The 16,721-nt window shown below is 68.0% G+C and carries 17 protein-coding genes and 2 tRNA genes; all 19 read right to left on the minus strand.

What is annotated here, in order from left to right; genetic code table 11:
• Nucleotides 1-2 precede the first annotated feature (2 nt).
• The 19 genes from E8M80_RS03070 to E8M80_RS03160 all read right to left on the minus strand — a co-directional run bounded on the left by E8M80_RS03070 (nt 3) and on the right by E8M80_RS03160 (nt 16,563).
• Entirely contained in the window at nt 3-821 is an 819-nt protein-coding gene (locus tag E8M80_RS03070; protein ID WP_137124203.1) for a type III pantothenate kinase, read from the minus strand.
• 3 nt (nt 822-824) lie between these two features.
• Nucleotides 825-1,559, minus strand: coding sequence for a biotin--[acetyl-CoA-carboxylase] ligase (locus tag E8M80_RS03075; protein ID WP_137124204.1), 735 nt, complete (start codon nt 1,557-1,559; stop codon nt 825-827).
• The gene (gene nuoN, locus E8M80_RS03080; RefSeq protein ID WP_137124205.1) at nt 1,556-2,977 is read right to left on the minus strand and encodes an NADH-quinone oxidoreductase subunit NuoN; all 1,422 of its coding nucleotides are present in this window, start codon (nt 2,975-2,977) and stop codon (nt 1,556-1,558) included. The genes E8M80_RS03075 and nuoN overlap by 4 nt, the downstream gene beginning before the upstream one ends.
• 4 nt (nt 2,978-2,981) lie before the next feature.
• Entirely contained in the window at nt 2,982-4,493 is a 1,512-nt protein-coding gene (locus E8M80_RS03085; RefSeq protein ID WP_137124206.1) for an NADH-quinone oxidoreductase subunit M, read from the minus strand.
• Nucleotides 4,490-6,406: an NADH-quinone oxidoreductase subunit L gene (gene nuoL / locus E8M80_RS03090; protein ID WP_137124207.1), complete on the minus strand. Its 1,917-nt coding sequence runs from the start codon at nt 6,404-6,406 to the stop codon at nt 4,490-4,492. The genes E8M80_RS03085 and nuoL overlap by 4 nt, the downstream gene beginning before the upstream one ends.
• A gap of 4 nt (nt 6,407-6,410) precedes the next feature.
• Nucleotides 6,411-6,719, minus strand: coding sequence for an NADH-quinone oxidoreductase subunit NuoK (nuoK, locus tag E8M80_RS03095; RefSeq protein WP_137124646.1), 309 nt, complete (start codon nt 6,717-6,719; stop codon nt 6,411-6,413).
• 1 nt (nt 6,720) lies between these two features.
• Entirely contained in the window at nt 6,721-7,395 is a 675-nt protein-coding gene (locus E8M80_RS03100) for an NADH-quinone oxidoreductase subunit J (RefSeq protein ID WP_137124208.1), read from the minus strand.
• A 9-nt stretch (nt 7,396-7,404) separates the two neighbouring features.
• Nucleotides 7,405-7,893 (minus strand): NADH-quinone oxidoreductase subunit NuoI, encoded by a 489-nt coding sequence (gene nuoI / locus E8M80_RS03105; protein WP_137124209.1) that lies wholly within the window; start codon nt 7,891-7,893, stop codon nt 7,405-7,407.
• Between the two features lie 10 nt (nt 7,894-7,903).
• Entirely contained in the window at nt 7,904-8,914 is a 1,011-nt protein-coding gene (gene nuoH, locus E8M80_RS03110; protein WP_137124210.1) for an NADH-quinone oxidoreductase subunit NuoH, read from the minus strand.
• A 4-nt stretch (nt 8,915-8,918) separates the two neighbouring features.
• A complete protein-coding gene (gene nuoG, locus E8M80_RS03115) occupies nt 8,919-10,955 on the minus strand; it encodes an NADH-quinone oxidoreductase subunit NuoG (protein ID WP_137124211.1) in 2,037 nt (678 codons plus the stop codon).
• A gap of 4 nt (nt 10,956-10,959) precedes the next feature.
• Nucleotides 10,960-12,255, minus strand: coding sequence for an NADH-quinone oxidoreductase subunit NuoF (nuoF, locus tag E8M80_RS03120; RefSeq protein ID WP_137124212.1), 1,296 nt, complete (start codon nt 12,253-12,255; stop codon nt 10,960-10,962).
• Nucleotides 12,256-12,257: 2 nt separating this feature from the next.
• Complete coding sequence (locus E8M80_RS03125) at nt 12,258-12,878, minus strand: NAD(P)H-dependent oxidoreductase subunit E (protein WP_137124213.1); 621 nt, start codon at nt 12,876-12,878, stop codon at nt 12,258-12,260.
• The gene (locus tag E8M80_RS03130; protein ID WP_137124214.1) at nt 12,875-14,098 is read right to left on the minus strand and encodes an NADH-quinone oxidoreductase subunit D; all 1,224 of its coding nucleotides are present in this window, start codon (nt 14,096-14,098) and stop codon (nt 12,875-12,877) included. Before E8M80_RS03130 ends, E8M80_RS03125 begins: the two co-directional genes overlap by 4 nt.
• Nucleotides 14,095-14,760, minus strand: coding sequence for an NADH-quinone oxidoreductase subunit C (locus E8M80_RS03135; protein WP_255467501.1), 666 nt, complete (start codon nt 14,758-14,760; stop codon nt 14,095-14,097). The genes E8M80_RS03130 and E8M80_RS03135 overlap by 4 nt, the downstream gene beginning before the upstream one ends.
• Complete coding sequence (locus tag E8M80_RS03140) at nt 14,753-15,307, minus strand: NADH-quinone oxidoreductase subunit B family protein (protein ID WP_137124215.1); 555 nt, start codon at nt 15,305-15,307, stop codon at nt 14,753-14,755. Before E8M80_RS03140 ends, E8M80_RS03135 begins: the two co-directional genes overlap by 8 nt.
• A 4-nt stretch (nt 15,308-15,311) precedes the next feature.
• Entirely contained in the window at nt 15,312-15,680 is a 369-nt protein-coding gene (locus E8M80_RS03145) for an NADH-quinone oxidoreductase subunit A (RefSeq protein WP_137124216.1), read from the minus strand.
• A 217-nt stretch (nt 15,681-15,897) separates the two neighbouring features.
• Nucleotides 15,898-15,974 (minus strand) — tRNA-Asp (locus tag E8M80_RS03150).
• A 171-nt stretch (nt 15,975-16,145) separates the two neighbouring features.
• Nucleotides 16,146-16,217, minus strand: a tRNA-Val gene (locus E8M80_RS03155).
• A 73-nt stretch (nt 16,218-16,290) separates the two neighbouring features.
• A complete protein-coding gene (locus tag E8M80_RS03160) occupies nt 16,291-16,563 on the minus strand; it encodes an HU family DNA-binding protein (protein WP_170979202.1) in 273 nt (90 codons plus the stop codon).
• Nucleotides 16,564-16,721: the final 158 nt, after the last annotated feature.

Below are 16,721 nucleotides of genomic sequence, written 5' to 3' on the forward strand. Positions count from 1 at the left end.
GGTCAGTCGGAGTCCGATCTCAGGGGGTCGCGCAGCGCGCTGTGGTGAAAGACGGGAACCGGGTTGCGGTCGGTCAGAAGCCGCAGCCCCTCTAGCGTGATGTCGGGGTCGGTCTTCTCTATGACAAGTGTGCCCTCGGCGAACAAGGGTGCCAGGCCCCCGGTCGCGATCACCTTCAGCGGACCGCCGTATTCCGCCTTGATGCGGGAGACGATGCCCTCGATCAATCCGACATAGCCCCAGTAGATGCCGGACTGCATGGCGGGCACGGTCGAGCGGCCGATCACCGCCTGCGGCCGGCCGATGCCGATGCGCGGCAGACGGGCGGCGGCGCGGTGCAGCGCCTCGATCGAGAGGTTGATGCCGGGCGCGATGGCGCCGCCGAGATAGGCGCCGTCCTTGTCCACGACATCGAAGGTCGTGGCGGTGCCGAAGTCGATCACCACCAACGGGCCGCGATAGTGCGTGTGCGCGGCCAGCGAGTTGAGCAGGCGGTCGGCGCCGACCTCGTTCGGCTGGTCGACGCGGATGTCGAAGCCCCAGTTCAGCGAGGCGCGGGCGATCAGCGGCTCGGTGTCGAACCAGTCCCGGCAGATCCGGCGGAGGTTGTACAGCGCCGCCGGCACCACGGTGCCGATGACGCAGCGCGTGACGTCGTTCGGATTGACCCCGGCGTGCTGGAACAGCGCGAGCAGCCAGACCGCGTATTCGTCCGAGGTGCGGTCGGCGCGCGTGGCGATACGCCAGCGGCCGCGCCATTCCGTCCCGTCATGAACGGCGAAGACGACATTCGTGTTGCCGGCATCGATGGCGAGCAGCATGGGTCAGGCGACCTCACCCGAGGCGATCGCGTGGACGCGCCCGCCGGTGGACAGGAGCAGGCTGCCGTCCTCGGCCAGGCCCGCGAAGGAACCCGCGGTGTCGGCGCCTTCGCGCCGGATGGCAAGATGGGTGCCGAGCGCGGGCCCGCGCGCCAGCCAGGCGGCGCGGGTGGGCGCGAAGCCGTCGGTCGCGCGCTCCAGCCGGCGGCGCTCGAGGGCGGCGAGCAGGCGTTCGGCGAAGGCTTCGGGCGCTGGCGGCGCGATGCCGGCATCCGCCAGGCAGGCGGTCGCGCGGCCGGGAATGGCGGGCGCATGGGCCAGGTTCACGCCGAAGCCGAGGCAGAGCCAGGCGATCCCGCCCCCGGACGTGGCGCTGGCCTCGACCAGGATGCCGGCGGCCTTGGCGTCGCCGAGCATCAGGTCGTTCGGCCATTTCAGCGCGAACCCGGTGCCGCCGGGCAGGATCTCCGCCGCCGCATCGGCCAGGGCGACCGCGGCGAGCAGCCCCCATTGCGGCGCGTGGCGGATGGGATCGGCGGGGCGGAGCAGGACGGACAGGTGGAGGTTGCCCGCCCGCCCCTCCCACGCGCGGCCCTGCGTGCCGCGGCCGGCGGTCTGCCGGCACGCGAGGATGGCGAGCCCCTCGGGCTCCCCCGCCGCCGCCAGTTGCGCGACCAGGTCCGAGGTGCTGGGCAGCGCCTCGTGCACGCGGAGCCGGAAGCGGTGCGGCGCCGTCACCCGAGCAGGGCGGCGACGGCAGCCTGCGCCGCGGCCACCAGCGGCGCCGGGTAGAGGAAGAACAGCGCCGTGAAGAGGCCCGACGCCGCCATCACGAAGGACACGCCCGCGGGCCGCGGGTCGAGCGCGCCGACGGCTTCGTCGAAGAACATCACCTTGACGATGCGGAGGTAGTAGAAGGCCGAGACGACCGAGGCGAGCACGCCGACGATGGCGAGCGTCCAGAGGCCCGCATCGACCGCCGCCTTGAAGACGAACATCTTGCCGAAGAAGCCCGCGAGCGGCGGGATGCCCGCCATCGAGAACATGAAGATCGCCATCCAGACCGCCATGCCGAGGTCGGTGCGCGCCAGGCCGGCGAGGTCCGTGACCTGCTCGACCGCCCTGCCCTGCCGGCGCATCGCGACCAGCACGGCGAAGGCGCCGAGGTTCATCAGCAGGTAGATGGCCATGTAGACCAGGAGGCCGCGCATGCCGGCCTCCGACGCGCTGGCCAGGCCCACCAGCGCGAAGCCGACATGGCCGATCGAGGAATAGGCCATCAGCCGCTTGATGTTGGACTGGCCGATCGCCGCGAAGGCGCCGAGCAGCATGGACAGCAGCGAGACCAGCACGATCACCTGCTGCCACTGCCCCGCCAGCCCGCCGAAAGGCCCGCCGAGAACGCGGGCGAACAGGCAGATGGCGGCGACCTTGGGCGCGGCCGCGAAGAAGGCCGTGACCGGCGTCGGCGCGCCTTCGTAGACATCGGGCGTCCACATATGGAAGGGCACGGCCGAGACCTTGAAGGCCAGGCCCGCGATGACGAAGACGAGGCCGATGACGAGGCCCGGCGTTGCCTTGGACGGGTCCGACAGCGCCTCGGCGATGCGGTCGAAGTTCGTGGTGCCGGTGAAGCCATAGACCAGCGAGGCGCCATAGAGCAGCAGGCCCGAGGCAAGCGCGCCGAGCACGAAGTACTTGAGCCCGGCCTCGGCCGAGCGTTCGTTGTCGCGGTTGAAGGCGGCGACCACATACAGGCTGAGCGAGAGCAGCTCGAGCCCCATGTAGAGCGACATCAGGTCGTTGGCCGAGACCATGACCATCATGCCGAGCGTCGCGAACAGCAGCAGCACCGGGTATTCGAAGCGGTCGAGGCCTTCCCGCGCATTGAAGTCGATGGCGAGCGCGACGCCAGCCGCGGCGCCGACCAGGATCAGCACCTTGGCGAAGCGGGAGAAGGCGTCGGAGACGACCTGGCCGCCGAAGCCCGTTCCCTCCGGCGTGCCGAGCGCCAGCGCCGCGGCCAGGACAAAGGCGCCGATCACAGCAATGGCGCAGGGGAAATGGGTGTTGCGCTTCGGCAGCACGCCGATGCCGAGGATAGCGAGGCCGGAGACGGCGAGGACGATCTCCGGCAGGGCGAGGGTCCAGTTCATCGGATCACATCCCGGCCAGGCGCGTCGCCGCCAGCGCGGCCTCGTGCCGCACGACCAGCACGGTGACCGAGGCCTCGAAGAACGACAGGAAGGATTGCGGCGAGACACCCATCCAGACCGCCAGCGCGATCAGGGGGGCGAAGACCGCGTGTTCGCGCGGCGACATGTCGATCAGCCCGCGCAGGTCGTCGCGCGTCACGCGCCCGAAGGCGACGCGGCGATAGAGCAACAACATGTAGGCCGCGCCCAGGATCATGCCGAGCGCCGCGCCGAAGGCGACCCAGGGGTTCACCTTCCAGGCGCCGACGATGACCAGGAGTTCGCCGGGGAAGCCCGCCAGGCCCGGCAGTGCCACCGAGGCCATGGTGAAGACCATGAAGACCAGCGCATAGGCCGGCATGATCTTGGCGACGCCGCCGTAGCGCGCGATCTCGCGCGAGTGGACGCGGTCGTAGAGCACGCCCACGCAGAGGAACAGCGCGCCCGAGACGACGCCGTGGCTCAGCATGGTGAAGAGCGCGCCCGAGATCCCCTGCCCGTTGAAGGTGAAGATGCCGAGCGTGACGATGCCCATGTGCGCGACGGAGGAATAGGCGATGAGCTTCTTCATGTCCTCCTGCGCCAGCGCCACCAGCGAGGTGTAGACGACCGCGATGACGGACAGCGCGTAGATGAAGGGCGCGAAGTCCGCGCTGGCGTGCGGCAGCATGGGCAGGCTGAAGCGCAGGAATCCATACGCGCCCATCTTCAGCAAGACGCCGGCCAGGATGACCGAGCCCGCCGTCGGCGCTTCCACATGCGCGTCCGGCAGCCAGGTGTGGAAGGGCCACATCGGTACCTTGACCGCGAAGGACGCAAAGAAGGCGAGGAAGATCCAAGTCTGCAGCGCCGGCGGCACGGCGTGGCGCATGAGTTCGGGGATATCGGTCGTGCCCGCGCGGTACCAGAGCAGCAGGATCGCGAGCAGCATCAGCACCGAGCCGAGCAGCGTGTAGAGGAAGAATTTGAACGACGCGTAGACCCGCCGCTTGCCGCCCCAGATGCCGATGATGAGGAACATCGGGATCAGCACGCCTTCGAAGAAGACGTAGAAGACGATGAAGTCCAGCGCGGCGAACATGCCGACCATCATCGTCTCGAGCACGAGGAAGGCGACCATGTATTCCCGCACGCGGGTCTGGACCGAGTCCCACGATGCGAGGATGCAGATGACCGTCAGCAGCGTCGACAACAGCACGAACAGCACCGAGATGCCGTCCACGCCCATGTGATACGTGATGCCGAATTCCGACAGCCAGTCGAGGCGCTCCACGAACTGGAAGCCGGCATCGGCCTTGTCAAAGCGGAACCACAGGATGAGCGACAGCGCGAAGACGATGAGGCTGGTCCAGAGCGCGGCCCAGCGGGCGTTGTCGGCCAGCGCCTTCTCCTCTCCGCGCAGCGTCAGGATGAAGACCGCGCCCGCCAGAGGCAGGAAGGTGAGCAGGCTGAGCAGCGGGAAGCCGGCGGCGTTCATCGGGCGGTTCCGAAGGCGAGCATGGTGACGATGACCGTGAGGCCCGCGATCATCACGAAGGCATAGGAGGCGACGCGCCCGGTCTGCAGCCGCACGGCCCCCGCCGCGATATCGCTGGCCAGCGAGGCCGCACCGTTCGGCACGCCGTCGATGATGCGGGCATCGGCCGTCTGCCAGAGCATGCGGGCCAGCGCCTTTGTCGGGCGGACGAAGATCGCGTCGTACAATTCGTCGAAGTACCACTTGTTCAGCAGGAAGCGGTAGACGCCGCCGAAGGTCGCGGCGAGCTTCGCGGGCACGCCCGGCGCCAGCATGTAGAGGATGTAGGCAAGCCCGATGCCCCCCAGCCCGACGACGGTCGGCGCCAGCGGCACCCAGGACGGCACCTCATGGACCGCGTGCATGATGTGGTTGTGCGGCGCGTTGACGATGGCGCCGTTCCAGAACTGTTCCCAGTGATGTCCGACGAAGTTCTCGGCGAACAGCGCGCCGATGCCGATGGCGCCGGCCGCCAGCACCAGCAGCGGCACCAGCATCACCCAGGGGCTCTCATGGACGTGGTCCATGGTGTGCTGGTCGGCGCGCGGCGTGCCGTGGAACGTCAGGATGATCAGGCGCCAGGAATAGAAGGCGGTCAGGAAGGCGGCGAGGATGCCGCAGGCGAAGGCGTACATCCCGACCGTCGAGTGCGCCGCGAAGGCCGCTTCGAGCACGAAGTCCTTCGAGTAGTAGCCGGCGAAGAAGGGCACACCCGCCAGTGCGAGGGACCCGATCCACATCACGGCATAGGTGATCGGGATCTTGCGCCAGATGCCGCCCATCTTCCGGATGTCCTGCTCGTCCGACATCGCATGGATGACCGAGCCGGCGCCCAGGAAGAGCAGCGCCTTGAAGAAGGCATGCGTGAAAAGGTGGAAGATCGCGCCCTGGTAGGCGCCGACGCCGGCCGCGAAGAACATGTAGCCGAGCTGCGAGCAGGTCGAGTAGGCGATGATGCGCTTGATGTCGTTCTGCACGCAGCCGATGGTCGCGGCGAACAGCGCGGTCGAGGCGCCGACGACCGTGACCAGCGCGAGCGCGGTCGGCGCCCATTCGAAGATGGGCGACATGCGCGCCACCAGGAAGACGCCAGCGGTCACCATCGTCGCGGCATGGATCAGCGCGGAGACCGGCGTCGGACCCTCCATCGCGTCCGGCAGCCAGGTGTGGAGGCCGAGCTGGGCGGACTTGCCGCAGGCGCCGAGGAACAGCAGGACGCAGATCACCTCATAGGCCGGCAGGCCGGCGAAGGTCGCGTCCTTGTGCTGCTCGACGCTGCCGAAGATGGTCGCGAACTCGACGCTGCCGAAGACCCAGAAGGTCAGCGCGAGGCCGAGCATGAAGAACAGGTCGCCCACGCGGTTCACGATGAACGCCTTCATCGCGGCGGCGCAGGCGCTCTCCTTCTCGTACCAGAAGCCGATCAGCAGGTAGCTCGCGAGGCCCACGCCCTCCCAGCCGAAGAACAGCTGCACCAGATTGTCGGCGGTCACCAGCATGAGCATCATGAAGGTGAACAACGACAGGTAGGCGAAGAAGCGCGGCCGGTCCGGGTCGTGCGACATGTAGCCGAGGCTGTAGACGTGGATCAGCGTCGAGATCAGCGTGACCATGCCGACCATGACGGCGGACAGCGTGTCGTAGCGCAGCGCCCAGGACACCTCGAAGCCGCCGACGTCGAGGAAGGTCATGATCTCGACCGTCGCGGGCGCATGGCCGAGGGCGACCTGGAAGAACGCCGCGACGCCGCAGATCGCGGCCAGCACCATGCAGACGACCGAGGCCATCTGCGCGGCCTTGTCGCCGATCCAGCGGCCGAGGAAGCCCGCGATGCTCGCGCCCAGCAGCGGGAAGAAGACGGCGCCGACGAACATGCGCTCAGCCCTTCAGGGTCGAGATATCCTCGACCTCGATCGTTCCGCGGTTGCGGAAATAGATGACGACGATGGCAAGCCCGATCGCGGCCTCGGCCGCGGCCACCGTCAGGATGAACATGGTGAAGACCTGGCCCGTGAGGTCGCCGAGCGAGGCGGAGAAGGCCACCAGGTTGAGGTTCACCGCGAGCAGGATCAGTTCAACCGACATCAGGATGACGATGACGTTCTTCCGGTTGAGGAAGATGCCGAAGATACCCAGCACGAGCAGGATGGCCGAGACGGTCAGGTAATGGGCGAGCGAGACGGCCATGTCAGTGGTGCCCCCCATGGTGCTCGACCTGCTTCGGCGCCTCCTCCTCCGGCGACGGTGGCCGGAGGATGCCGATCTCCTTCAGCCCGGCGCCGGTCGGGACGCTGCGCAGGTTCACGCTGCCCGAGCGGGCGACCTGTTCGGCGATGTTCTGCCGGCGCGTACCGGGGCGTTCGCGCAGCGTCAGCACGATGGCGCCGATCATGGCCACCAGCAGGATCAGGCCGGACGCCTGGAACAGGTAGATGTAGTCCGTGTAGAGGATCCGTCCGATCGCCTCGGCGTTCGTGACGCCGGTTGGCGTCGGGCTCAGCAGCGGGGGCGCGTCGGGCGCCAGGCGGCTGACCGAGAGCACCATCAGCAGTTCCAGCAGCAGGATGCCGCCGATGATGGCGCCGACCGGCGCGTAGCGCTGGAAGCCCTCGCGCAGCTGGACGAAGTCGATGTCGAGCATCATCACGACGAACAGGAACAGCACCGCGACCGCGCCGACATAGACGATGACCAGGATCATCGCGAGGAACTCGGCCCCCGCGAGCAGGAAGAGCGCCGCCGCGTTGAAGAAGGCGAGGATCAGGAACAGCACGCTGTGCACGGGATTGCGGCTGGCCACGACCATGACGGCCGAGGCGATCAGCACCGCCGCGAAGGCGTAGAAGGAAAGCGCTGCGATCATGGGGCGGCCTTACCGGTAGGGCGCGTCGAGGCGCAGTCGCTCGGCCAGCATCGGCTCCCAGCGGTCGCCGTTATCGAGCAGCTTCTCCTTGGTGTAGATCAGCTCCTCGCGCGTCTCGGCAGCGAATTCCATGTTCGGGCCTTCGACGATGGCGTCCACAGGGCAGGCTTCCTCGCACAGCCCGCAATAGATGCACTTCGTCATGTCGATGTCGTAGCGCGTGGTCCGGCGGGACCCGTCCTCGCGCGGCTCGGCCTCGATGGTGATGGCCTGCGCGGGGCAGACGGCCTCGCAGAGCTTGCACGCGATGCAGCGTTCCTCGCCGTTCGGGTAGCGGCGGAGCGCGTGCTCCCCCTTGAAGCGCGGGCCGAGCGGGCCGCGTTCATAGGGGTAGTTCAGCGTCACCTTCTTCTTGAAGAAATACTTCAGCGTCAGCGCCATCCCCGAGACGAGCTCGGAGAGCAGGAGGCTGCGGGCGACGCGATCGAGGCTTGCCATGGTCAGCTCCTCACGCCGGCAGCCAGCCGGTGAGCTTCAGCACCAGCGCTGTCAGCACCAGCCACACCAGCGAAAACGGCAGGAACACCTTCCAGCCGAGGCGCATGAGCTGGTCGTAGCGATAGCGCGGGAAGGTCGCGCGGACCCAAATGAATACAAAGAGGCAGAGGCAGATCTTGAGTACGAACCAGATCGGCCCGGGCACCCAGTTGAAGGGCGCGATGTCGAGCGGCGGCAGCCAGCCACCGAGGAACAGGATGGTCGTCAGCGCCGACATCAGGATCATGTTCGCGTATTCGCCGAGGAAGAACAGCGCGAAGGACATCGAGCTGTATTCGACGAAGAACCCGGCCACGAGCTCGCTCTCGCCCTCCGGCAGGTCGAAAGGCGCGCGGTTCGTCTCGGCCAAGGTCGAGATGAAGAAGATCACGAACATCGGGAAAAGCGGGATCGCAAACCAGATGGTGGACTGCGCCCGCACGATCTCGGTCAGGTTCAGCGAGCCGACGCAAAGCAGCACCGTCACGATCACGAAGCCCATGGAAACTTCGTAGGAGACCATCTGCGCCGCCGAGCGCAGCGCGCCCAGGAAGGCGTATTTCGAATTCGACGCCCAGCCCGCGATGATCACGCCATAGACGCCGAGCGAGCTGATCGCGAACAGGTACAGGATGCCCACGTTGATGTCGGCGATCGCCCAGCCGTCGTTCACCGGGATGACGGCCCACGCCAGCATCGCCAGCATGAAGGTCAGCATCGGTGCCAGCAGGAACAGGACACGGCTCGCGCCGGTCGGCACGATCGTCTCCTTCATCAGCATCTTGATCGCGTCGGCGAAGGGCTGGAACAGGCCGAAGGGGCCGACGACGTTCGGGCCCTTGCGGAGTTGCATCGCCGCCAGGACCTTGCGTTCCGCGTAGGTCAGGTAGGCGACGCCCACCAGCAGCGGCACCAGCAGCGCCAGCGCCTTCACGACCGTCAGGATCAGGATGCCGAGCGGGTTCTCGAAGAAGAAGCCCATGGGTCTACTCCGCCGCCAGGGCCGGCTGCGGCCCGTAGACCGCGGCGCATTGCGCCATGGTGTCCGAGGCGCGGCTGATCACGTCGGCCTGGTGATAGACCTCGATGGGTAGCGCGAAGGGCGCGTCGGACGGCTTGCCCTTCGCCGCCGGACCGGAGGTGTCGGCGCAGCCGCTGCGCGCGACCTCGCCCACCCGGGCGAAGACCGGGCTCGCCTGCGCAAGCCGCGCACGGATCGCCCCGGTGTCGTCATAGGGCAGCGCCTTGCCCACGCCCTCGCTGAAGGCGCGGATGATGCGCCAATCCTCGCGCGCCTCGCCGGGCGGGAAGATCGCGAGGCGCCCGCGCTGCGCGCGCCCCTCGGTATTGACCCAGGTCGCGTCCTTCTCGGTATACGCGGCACCGGGCAGGATCACGTCGGCCCGCGACGCCATCGCGTCGCCATGGTGGCCCTGGTAGATCACGAAGGTGCCGGCCGCGATGCGCGCCGGGTCGAAGCCGTCAGCGTTCAGCAGCCACAGCGCATCGACGCCGCCGGCCAGCATCGCCGCGAGGTCCTTCCCTCCGGCGCCCGGCACGAAGCCGAGTTCCAGCGCACCGGCCTGGCCGCCGAACAGGTGCAGCAGGTTGAAGCCGTGCCAGTCGGGCGCCAGCGCGCCGGCCTGGTCCGCCAGCGCCCAGGCCGCCGCGAGCACCGCGGCGCCGTCCGGGCGCGTCAGCGCACCGCGGCCCAGGATGATCATGGGCTTCTTCGCCGCCTTCAGCGTCTCGGCGAAGGCGCCCATCGCGCCGGGCCCCTCGCCCAGGTGCTGCGCGGGATAGGTCAGGTCCACCCCGCGCGGGCCGACGAAGCCCACGGGGAACTTCCCCGCGGCCCAGCGCTTGCGGATCCGCGCATTGAGCACCGGCGCCTCGCGCCGCACATCGCTGCCGATGATCAGCAGCGCGTCGGCCTCGTCGATGCCGGCGATGGTCGTGTTGAAGCGGTGGAAGTCGGGCCGCGACGCGTCGATCGCGGCGAAATCATCGCGGCAGTCGAGGTTCGCCGAGCCATACGCCGCCATGAGGTCCTTCAGCGCCAGCGTGCTCTCGGCATCGGCCAGCGCGCCGGCGACGGCGCCGATCCGATCGCCCGGCAGCGCGGAGAGCTTCGCCGCAATGGCCGCGAAGGCTTCCGGCCAGGTCGCCGCGACCAGCTTCCCGTCGCGCTTCACCCAGGGGCGATCCAGCCGGCGTCGCTTCAGCCCGTCGAAGGAAAAGCGGCCGCGGTCGGCCATCCATTCCTCGTTCACCACTTCGTTGATGCGCGGGATGATGCGCAGCACCTCGGGCCCGCGCGCATCGACGCGGATATTGGCGCCGACCGCATCCAGCACATCCACGCTTTCTGTCTTGGACAGTTCCCAGGGGCGCGAGACGAAGGCGTAGGGCCGCGAGGTCAGCGCGCCCACCGGGCAGATGTCGATCAGGTTGCCGGAGAGTTCGGAGGTCAGCGCCTTCTCGACATAGGTGCCGATTTCCATGTTCTCGCCGCGGTTGGTGCCGCCGAGCTCCGGCGTGCCAGCGACCTCGGCCGCGAAGCGGACGCAGCGCGTGCACTGGATGCAGCGCGTCATCACGGTCTTGATGAGCGGGCCGATGTCCTTGTCCTTCACGGCGCGCTTCGGCTCGCCATAGCGGGACTTGTCGTGGCCGTAGGCGTAGGCCTGGTCCTGCAGGTCGCATTCGCCGCCCTGGTCACAGATTGGGCAGTCGAGCGGATGGTTGATCAGCAGGAATTCCATCACGCCGCGGCGCGCGTTGCGCACGACGGGCGTGTCGGTGAAGACCTTCATGCCGTCCGCGACGGGGAACGCGCAGGAGGCAACGGGCTTCGGCGCGCGCTCGACCTCCACCAGGCACATGCGGCAATTGCCGGCGACCGACAGGCGTTCGTGGTAGCAGAAGCGCGGGATCTCCTTGCCGGCCGCTTCGCAGGCCTGCAGCACGGAGGCGCCGTTCGGGACCTCGACCTCGATGCCGTCAACGGTGACCTTGGCCATCGCGCTACTCCGCCGCCAGGCGCGTGCTGCGCGCCTTGAACGCCGCGATCCGTTCTTCCATCAGCGGCCGGAAATGCCGGATCAGCCCCTGCACCGGCCAGACGCCGCCATCGGCCAACGCGCAGATGGTGTGGCCCTCGATCCGCCGCGTGACGTTCTCGAGGACGTCGATCTCCTCGACCTCCGCATCGCCCGTCACCATGCGGTCCATCATGCGCTTCACCCAGCCCATGCCCTCGCGGCAGGGCGTACACTGGCCGCAGGATTCGTGCTTGTAGAAGGCCGACAGGCGCGCGATCGCCTTGATCACGTCGGTCGACTTGTCCATCACGATCACGCCCGCTGTGCCGAGGCCCGAGCGGTGCTCGCGCAGCGCGTCGAAATCCATCAGCACGTCGTCGCAGATGTGCTTGGGCAGCAGAGGCGTCGATGACCCGCCGGGGATCACACACAGCAGGTTGTCCCAGCCGCCGCGCACGCCGCCCGCATAGCGCTCGATGAGTTCCCGCATCGGGATGCTCATCTCCGCTTCCACGTTGCACGGCTTGTTCACGTGCCCCTGGATGCAGAAGATCTTGGTGCCGGAATTCTTCGGCCGGCCGAAGGCGGCGAACCACTCGCCGCCACGGCGCAGGATCTCGGGCACCACGGCGATCGTCTCGACGTTGTTCACTGTGGTGGGGCAGCCATAGAGCCCGACGGCAGCGGGGAATGGCGGCTTCAGCCGCGGCATGCCCTTCTTGCCCTCGAGGCTTTCGATCAGCGCGGTTTCCTCGCCGCAGATGTAGGCCCCTGCCCCGCGATGGACATAGAGGTCGAAATCGTAGCCCGACCCGGCCGCGTTCTTCCCGAGCAGGCCGGCCTCATAGGCCTCGGCGATCGCGGCCTCGAGGATGACGCTCTCGTTGTAGTACTCGCCGCGGATGTAGATGTAGCCGGCGATGGCACCCATCGCGAAGCCCGCGATCAGGCAGCCCTCGATCAGCGTGTGCGGATCGTGGCGGATGATGTCGCGGTCCTTGCACGTGCCGGGCTCGGATTCGTCGGCATTCACCACGAGATACGAAGGCCGGCCATCCGACTGCTTCGGCATGAAGGACCATTTCATGCCGGTCGGGAAGCCGGCGCCACCGCGCCCGCGCAGGCCGGAATTCTTCACTTCCTCGATGATCGCATCCCGCCCACGCGCGAGGATCGCCGCCGTGCCGTCCCAGTTCCCGCGCATGCGCGCCGCCGGAAGGTTCCAGGGCTGCGTGCCGTAAAGGTTCTGGAAGATCCGGTCCTTGTCGGAAAGCGCCATGGTCAGTCCTGCTCCGCGCCCGTGAGAACCGTGGGGCCGCCCTCGGGCGCGCTGGTCTGCCGGCCGATCACGCTGCCAGGCGCCGGCCGCTCGCCACGCTTCAGCGCCTCGATCAGCTTCACGGTGCTCTCGTAGTCGAGGTCCTCGTAATAGTCGTCATCCACCGCGATCATCGGCGCGTTCACGCAGGCGCCCATGCACTCCATCTCGGTCAGCGTGAACAGCCCGTCCGCGCTGGTGTCGCCATAGCCCTTGAGGTGACCGGCATCCTTGCACGCGCGCAGCACCTCGTCCGACCCGCGCAGCCAGCAGGGTGTCGTGCCGCAGACCTGCAGGTGGAAGCGCCCGATCGGCTTCGTGTTGAACATGAAGTAGAAGGTCGCGACCTCGTAGACGCGGATCGGCGGCATCGACAGGCGCTCCGCCACCACGTCCATCGCGACGCGCGGCACCCAGGCGCTGCCGGTCTGCCGGCCCATCTGCTTCTGCACCACGTACAGCAGCGGGATGACCGCGGAAGCCTGCTTGCCGGCGGGATAGCGCGGCAGGATGGTCGCGATCTTCGCCTCGCTCTCGGCGTCGAAGGCGAAGCCGGCGGGTTCGTCGTGCTGCTGGGCGCTCACCGGTCGATCTCCCCGAACACCACGTCGAGCGAGCCGATCACCGCCACGGCATCGGCCAGCATGTGGCCCTTGGACAGCGCCTCCATCGCCTGGAGATGCGCATAGCCCGGCGCGCGGATCTTGCAGCGGTACGGCTTGTTGGTGCCGTCGGCCACGAGATAGACGCCGAACTCGCCCTTGGGCGCCTCGGTCACCGTGTAGGTGCTGCCGGCGGGCACGTGGTAGCCCTCGGTATAGAGCTTGAAGTGGTGGATCAGCGCTTCCATCGAGCGCTTCATCTCGCTGCGCTTCGGCGGCGCGATCTTGCTGTCGAGCACCTTCACCGGCCCGGGCTTCATCTGGTTCAGGCACTGCTCGATGATCTTGAGGCTTTCCCGCATCTCGAGCATGCGCACGAGGTAGCGGTCGTAGCAGTCACCGCGCGTGCCGACCGGCACGTCAAATTCCATGCGGTCATAGACGTCGTAGGGCTGCGACTTGCGGAGGTCCCACCCGCAGCCCGACGCGCGCAGGCAGGGCCCGGAGAAGCCCCATTCCATCGCCTGCTCGGCGGTCATGACGCCGATGTCGACCGTGCGCTGCTTGAAGATGCGGTTCTCGGTCAGCAGCCCCGCCAGGTCGTCGAGGAAGGCCGGGAACGTCCGGGCCCAGGCGCCGATCTTCTCCTCCATCCCGGCCGGCAGGTCCTTCGCCACCCCGCCCGGGCGGAAGTAGTTTGCGTGGTAGTGGCTGCCGCTCACCTGCTCGTAGAATTCCAGCAGCGTCTCGCGCTGCTCGAAGCCCCAGAGCGCCGGCGTGATCGCGCCGCAGTCGAGCGCGTAGGTCGTCACGTTCAGCAGGTGGTTCAGCACGCGCGTGATCTCGGCGAACAGCACGCGGATGTACTGCGCGCGCTCCGGCGCCTCGATGCCGAGCAGCCGCTCCGTCGCCAGTGCGAAGGGGTGCTCCATGCACATCGGGCTCACGTAGTCGAGCCGGTCGAAATACGGCAGCGCCTGGATGTAGGTCTTGTGCTCGATCAGCTTCTCGGTGCCGCGGTGCAGGAGGCCGATATGCGGGTCGGCGCGCTCGACCACCTCCCCCTTCATCTCGAGGATGAGGCGGAGCACGCCATGCGCGGCGGGGTGCTGCGGGCCGAAGTTGATCGTGTGGCTGTCCACCTCGATCTGGCGCTTCACCGTCTCGGCAGGCGTCTCGCCCAGGGCGGGAAGGCTGCTCATTTCGGGCCCTCCAGGCGGTTGAGGTGGACCTTCTCGTCGCCGGGCAGCGTCGTCATCGCCTCCCACGGGCTCATGAAGTCGAAGTCCCGGAATTCCTGCGCGAGCTGTACGGGGCTGTACGCCACGCGCTTCAACTCCTCATCGTAGCGCAGCTCGACGAAGCCGGTCAGCGGGAAGTCCTTGCGCAGCGGATGGCCCTCGAAGCCGTAGTCGGTCAGCAGGCGCCGGTGATCGGCCAGGCCCGCGAAGACCACGCCGTACATGTCCCAGGTCTCGCGTTCGTACCAGGTCGCGCTCGCCCAGATGGCCGCGACGGAGGGCACCGGCGTCGCGGCATCGGTGGATACGATGACGCGCGCGCGATGGTTATGCGCGAGGCTCAGCAGGTTGTAGACGACCTCGAAACGCTCGGCGCGCTCGGGCCAGTCGACGCCGCAGATGTCGACGCATTGCTCGAAGGCGAAGCGCGGGTCGTCGCGCAGCAGCGCCATCAGCGCCGGCAGTGCGTCGCGGCGCGCATGCAGCACCAGTTCAGCCCCGCCGCGCGCGAGTTGGACCTCGTGCACCGCACCGCCGGCGGCCGCCGCGATCGCGACGCCCAGCGCGCGGAGCGGGTTCTCGGGCGCGGCCGGCTCGGCCGTCGCGATCTCGTTCTCAGCCACGCAGGATGGTCCCCGTCCGCCGGATCTTCTTCTGGAGCTGCAGGATGCCGTAGACGAGCGCCTCGGCCGTCGGCGGGCAGCCCGGCACGTAGACGTCCACGGGCACGATCCGGTCGCAGCCCCGCACCACGCTGTAGGAGTAGTGGTAGTAGCCGCCGCCATTGGCGCAGGAGCCCATCGAGATGACCCAGCGCGGCTCCGACATCTGGTCGTAGACCTTGCGCAGCGCGGGGGCCATCTTGTTGGTCAGCGTGCCGGCCACGATCATCACGTCGGACTGGCGCGGCGAGCCTCGCGGGATGATGCCGAAGCGGTCGAGGTCGTAGCGCGCCATGTAGGCATGGATCATGGGCACGGCGCAGCAGGCGAGCCCGAAGGTCATCGGCCAGAGGCTGCCGGTGCGCGCCCAGTTCACGACCTTGTCGATGTTCGCGACGACGAAGCCCTTGTCCTGGATCTCGTCGGTCACGGCGCCGATGACGCCGTCCTGCGCCATGCCGGGCGGCAGGGCCTGGCTGTTCCAGGCGATGTCGTTGGTGCCGCTCATCGCGTCACTCCCAGTCCAGGGCGCCTTTGCGCCACTCGTAGACGAAGCCGACCGTGAGCACGAACAGGAAGGCCATCATCGAGCCGAAGCCGAGCCAGCCGATGTCCCCCAGCGCCACTGCCCAGGGGAACAGGAACGCCACTTCCAGGTCGAAGATGATGAACAGGATCGCGACCAGGTAGAATCGCACGTCGAAGCGCCGGCGGGTGTCGTCGAAGGGCGCGAAGCCGCATTCGTAGGTCGAGAGTTTCTCGGCATTCGGCTTCTGGCGCGCCGCGATCATGGCACCGCCGACCATGGCGATCGCGATGCCCGCGGCGATGCCCAGGAAAACGAGCACCGGAAAATACTCGGCCAGCAGCGGCTGGGTCATCTCAACCTAAGCTCCCCTGCCCTTTTGGCGGGCATGTGGTTGCTGCGTTCGGCGTCATGCCGCACCGCAGCGCGGGCGGACATTAGCCGCCCTCGTGGCACTTCGCCATAGGGCGCGGCAGGTCGGATTCAAGCGTTTTGCACGGGCCTGCCGTGGCCCGGAATCGAAAGCGGCGCCCCCAGAGGAGGGCGCCGCATTTTCGATGGCTTCCGTCGCGTGGCGCGAGTGACGGGGCTCGAACCCGCGACCTCCGGCGTGACAGGCCGGCGCTCTAACCAACTGAGCTACACCCGCTTACGCGACAGGTGGCGGGGGATAGGGCCAGGCGGTGGGATAGTCAAGCGGGTGCGTGGGGTGGGAAGGACTGGTTTCATCGACGACCACGCCGCACCGCGGCGCGGTGCGTCGCGTCCCTCTCCCTCCGGGGGATGCCTTCCCGGCCCCGCGCGAGGGGCCGGGAAGGCATGGGCACTGACGGGTTCGAACCGCCGACATCCTGTGTGTAAGACAGGCGCTCTACCGCTGAGCTAAGTGCCCGCGCGTCCCCCAATAACACGAAAGGCCGGCCCTTGCGGACCGGCCCCTCGGCATCCCGTCCCGAAGGACAGGATCAGTTCACCGCGTCCTTCAGGCCCTTGCCGGCCTTGAAGCGCACGGTCGTGCTGGCGGGGATCTTGATCTCCTCGCCGGTGCGCGGGTTGCGGCCCTTTCCGGCCTTGCGCTTGGACGTCGAGAAGGTGCCGAAGCCGACGAGGCGGACTTCCTGCTTCTTCTTGAGCGCCTTCTGGACCGCTTCGAAAACCGCGTCCACGACGTCGCCGGCCTTGGCCTTCGGCAGATCGACTGCCTCGGCGACGGCGGTGATGAGATCCTGCTTGTTCACCTGGGTATCCCCCTCCGTTGGTGCGAGGATGCCGGAGCGGCGAGTTGGGCCGACCGGATCGGCGGGAGAGTAGGTTCGCGCATTTCCGAGCGTCAACGACATCGCACCCGATTCGGCCCGGAAATCCGGGCTTTCCACGACGAGATGCGGCAAAAACG

The organism is Roseomonas sp. HF4 (assembly GCF_005222755.1).
Lineage (GTDB): Bacteria > Pseudomonadota > Alphaproteobacteria > Acetobacterales > Acetobacteraceae > Neoroseomonas.

What these genes read in the sequence shown, in the direction of transcription:
- E8M80_RS03100 (WP_137124208.1), bottom strand. Translation starts at nt 7,395, where the DNA reads ATGATCGCAGCGCTTTCCTTCTACGCCTTCGCGGCGGTGCTGATCGCC.
- nuoN (WP_137124205.1), bottom strand. Translation starts at nt 2,977, where the DNA reads ATGAACTGGACCCTCGCCCTGCCGGAGATCGTCCTCGCCGTCTCCGGC.
- nuoG (WP_137124211.1), bottom strand. Translation starts at nt 10,955, where the DNA reads ATGGCCAAGGTCACCGTTGACGGCATCGAGGTCGAGGTCCCGAACGGC.
- nuoI (WP_137124209.1), bottom strand. Translation starts at nt 7,893, where the DNA reads ATGGCAAGCCTCGATCGCGTCGCCCGCAGCCTCCTGCTCTCCGAGCTC.
- nuoK (WP_137124646.1), bottom strand. Translation starts at nt 6,719, where the DNA reads ATGGCCGTCTCGCTCGCCCATTACCTGACCGTCTCGGCCATCCTGCTC.
- nuoH (WP_137124210.1), bottom strand. Translation starts at nt 8,914, where the DNA reads ATGGGCTTCTTCTTCGAGAACCCGCTCGGCATCCTGATCCTGACGGTC.
- E8M80_RS03085 (WP_137124206.1), bottom strand. Translation starts at nt 4,493, where the DNA reads ATGAACGCCGCCGGCTTCCCGCTGCTCAGCCTGCTCACCTTCCTGCCT.
- E8M80_RS03140 (WP_137124215.1), bottom strand. Translation starts at nt 15,307, where the DNA reads ATGAGCGGCACCAACGACATCGCCTGGAACAGCCAGGCCCTGCCGCCC.
- E8M80_RS03070 (WP_137124203.1), bottom strand. Translation starts at nt 821, where the DNA reads ATGCTGCTCGCCATCGATGCCGGCAACACGAATGTCGTCTTCGCCGTT.
- nuoF (WP_137124212.1), bottom strand. Translation starts at nt 12,255, where the DNA reads ATGGCGCTTTCCGACAAGGACCGGATCTTCCAGAACCTTTACGGCACG.
- E8M80_RS03130 (WP_137124214.1), bottom strand. Translation starts at nt 14,098, where the DNA reads ATGAGCAGCCTTCCCGCCCTGGGCGAGACGCCTGCCGAGACGGTGAAG.
- E8M80_RS03145 (WP_137124216.1), bottom strand. Translation starts at nt 15,680, where the DNA reads ATGACCCAGCCGCTGCTGGCCGAGTATTTTCCGGTGCTCGTTTTCCTG.
- nuoL (WP_137124207.1), bottom strand. Translation starts at nt 6,406, where the DNA reads ATGTTCGTCGGCGCCGTCTTCTTCCCGCTGCTGGGCGCGAGCATCGCG.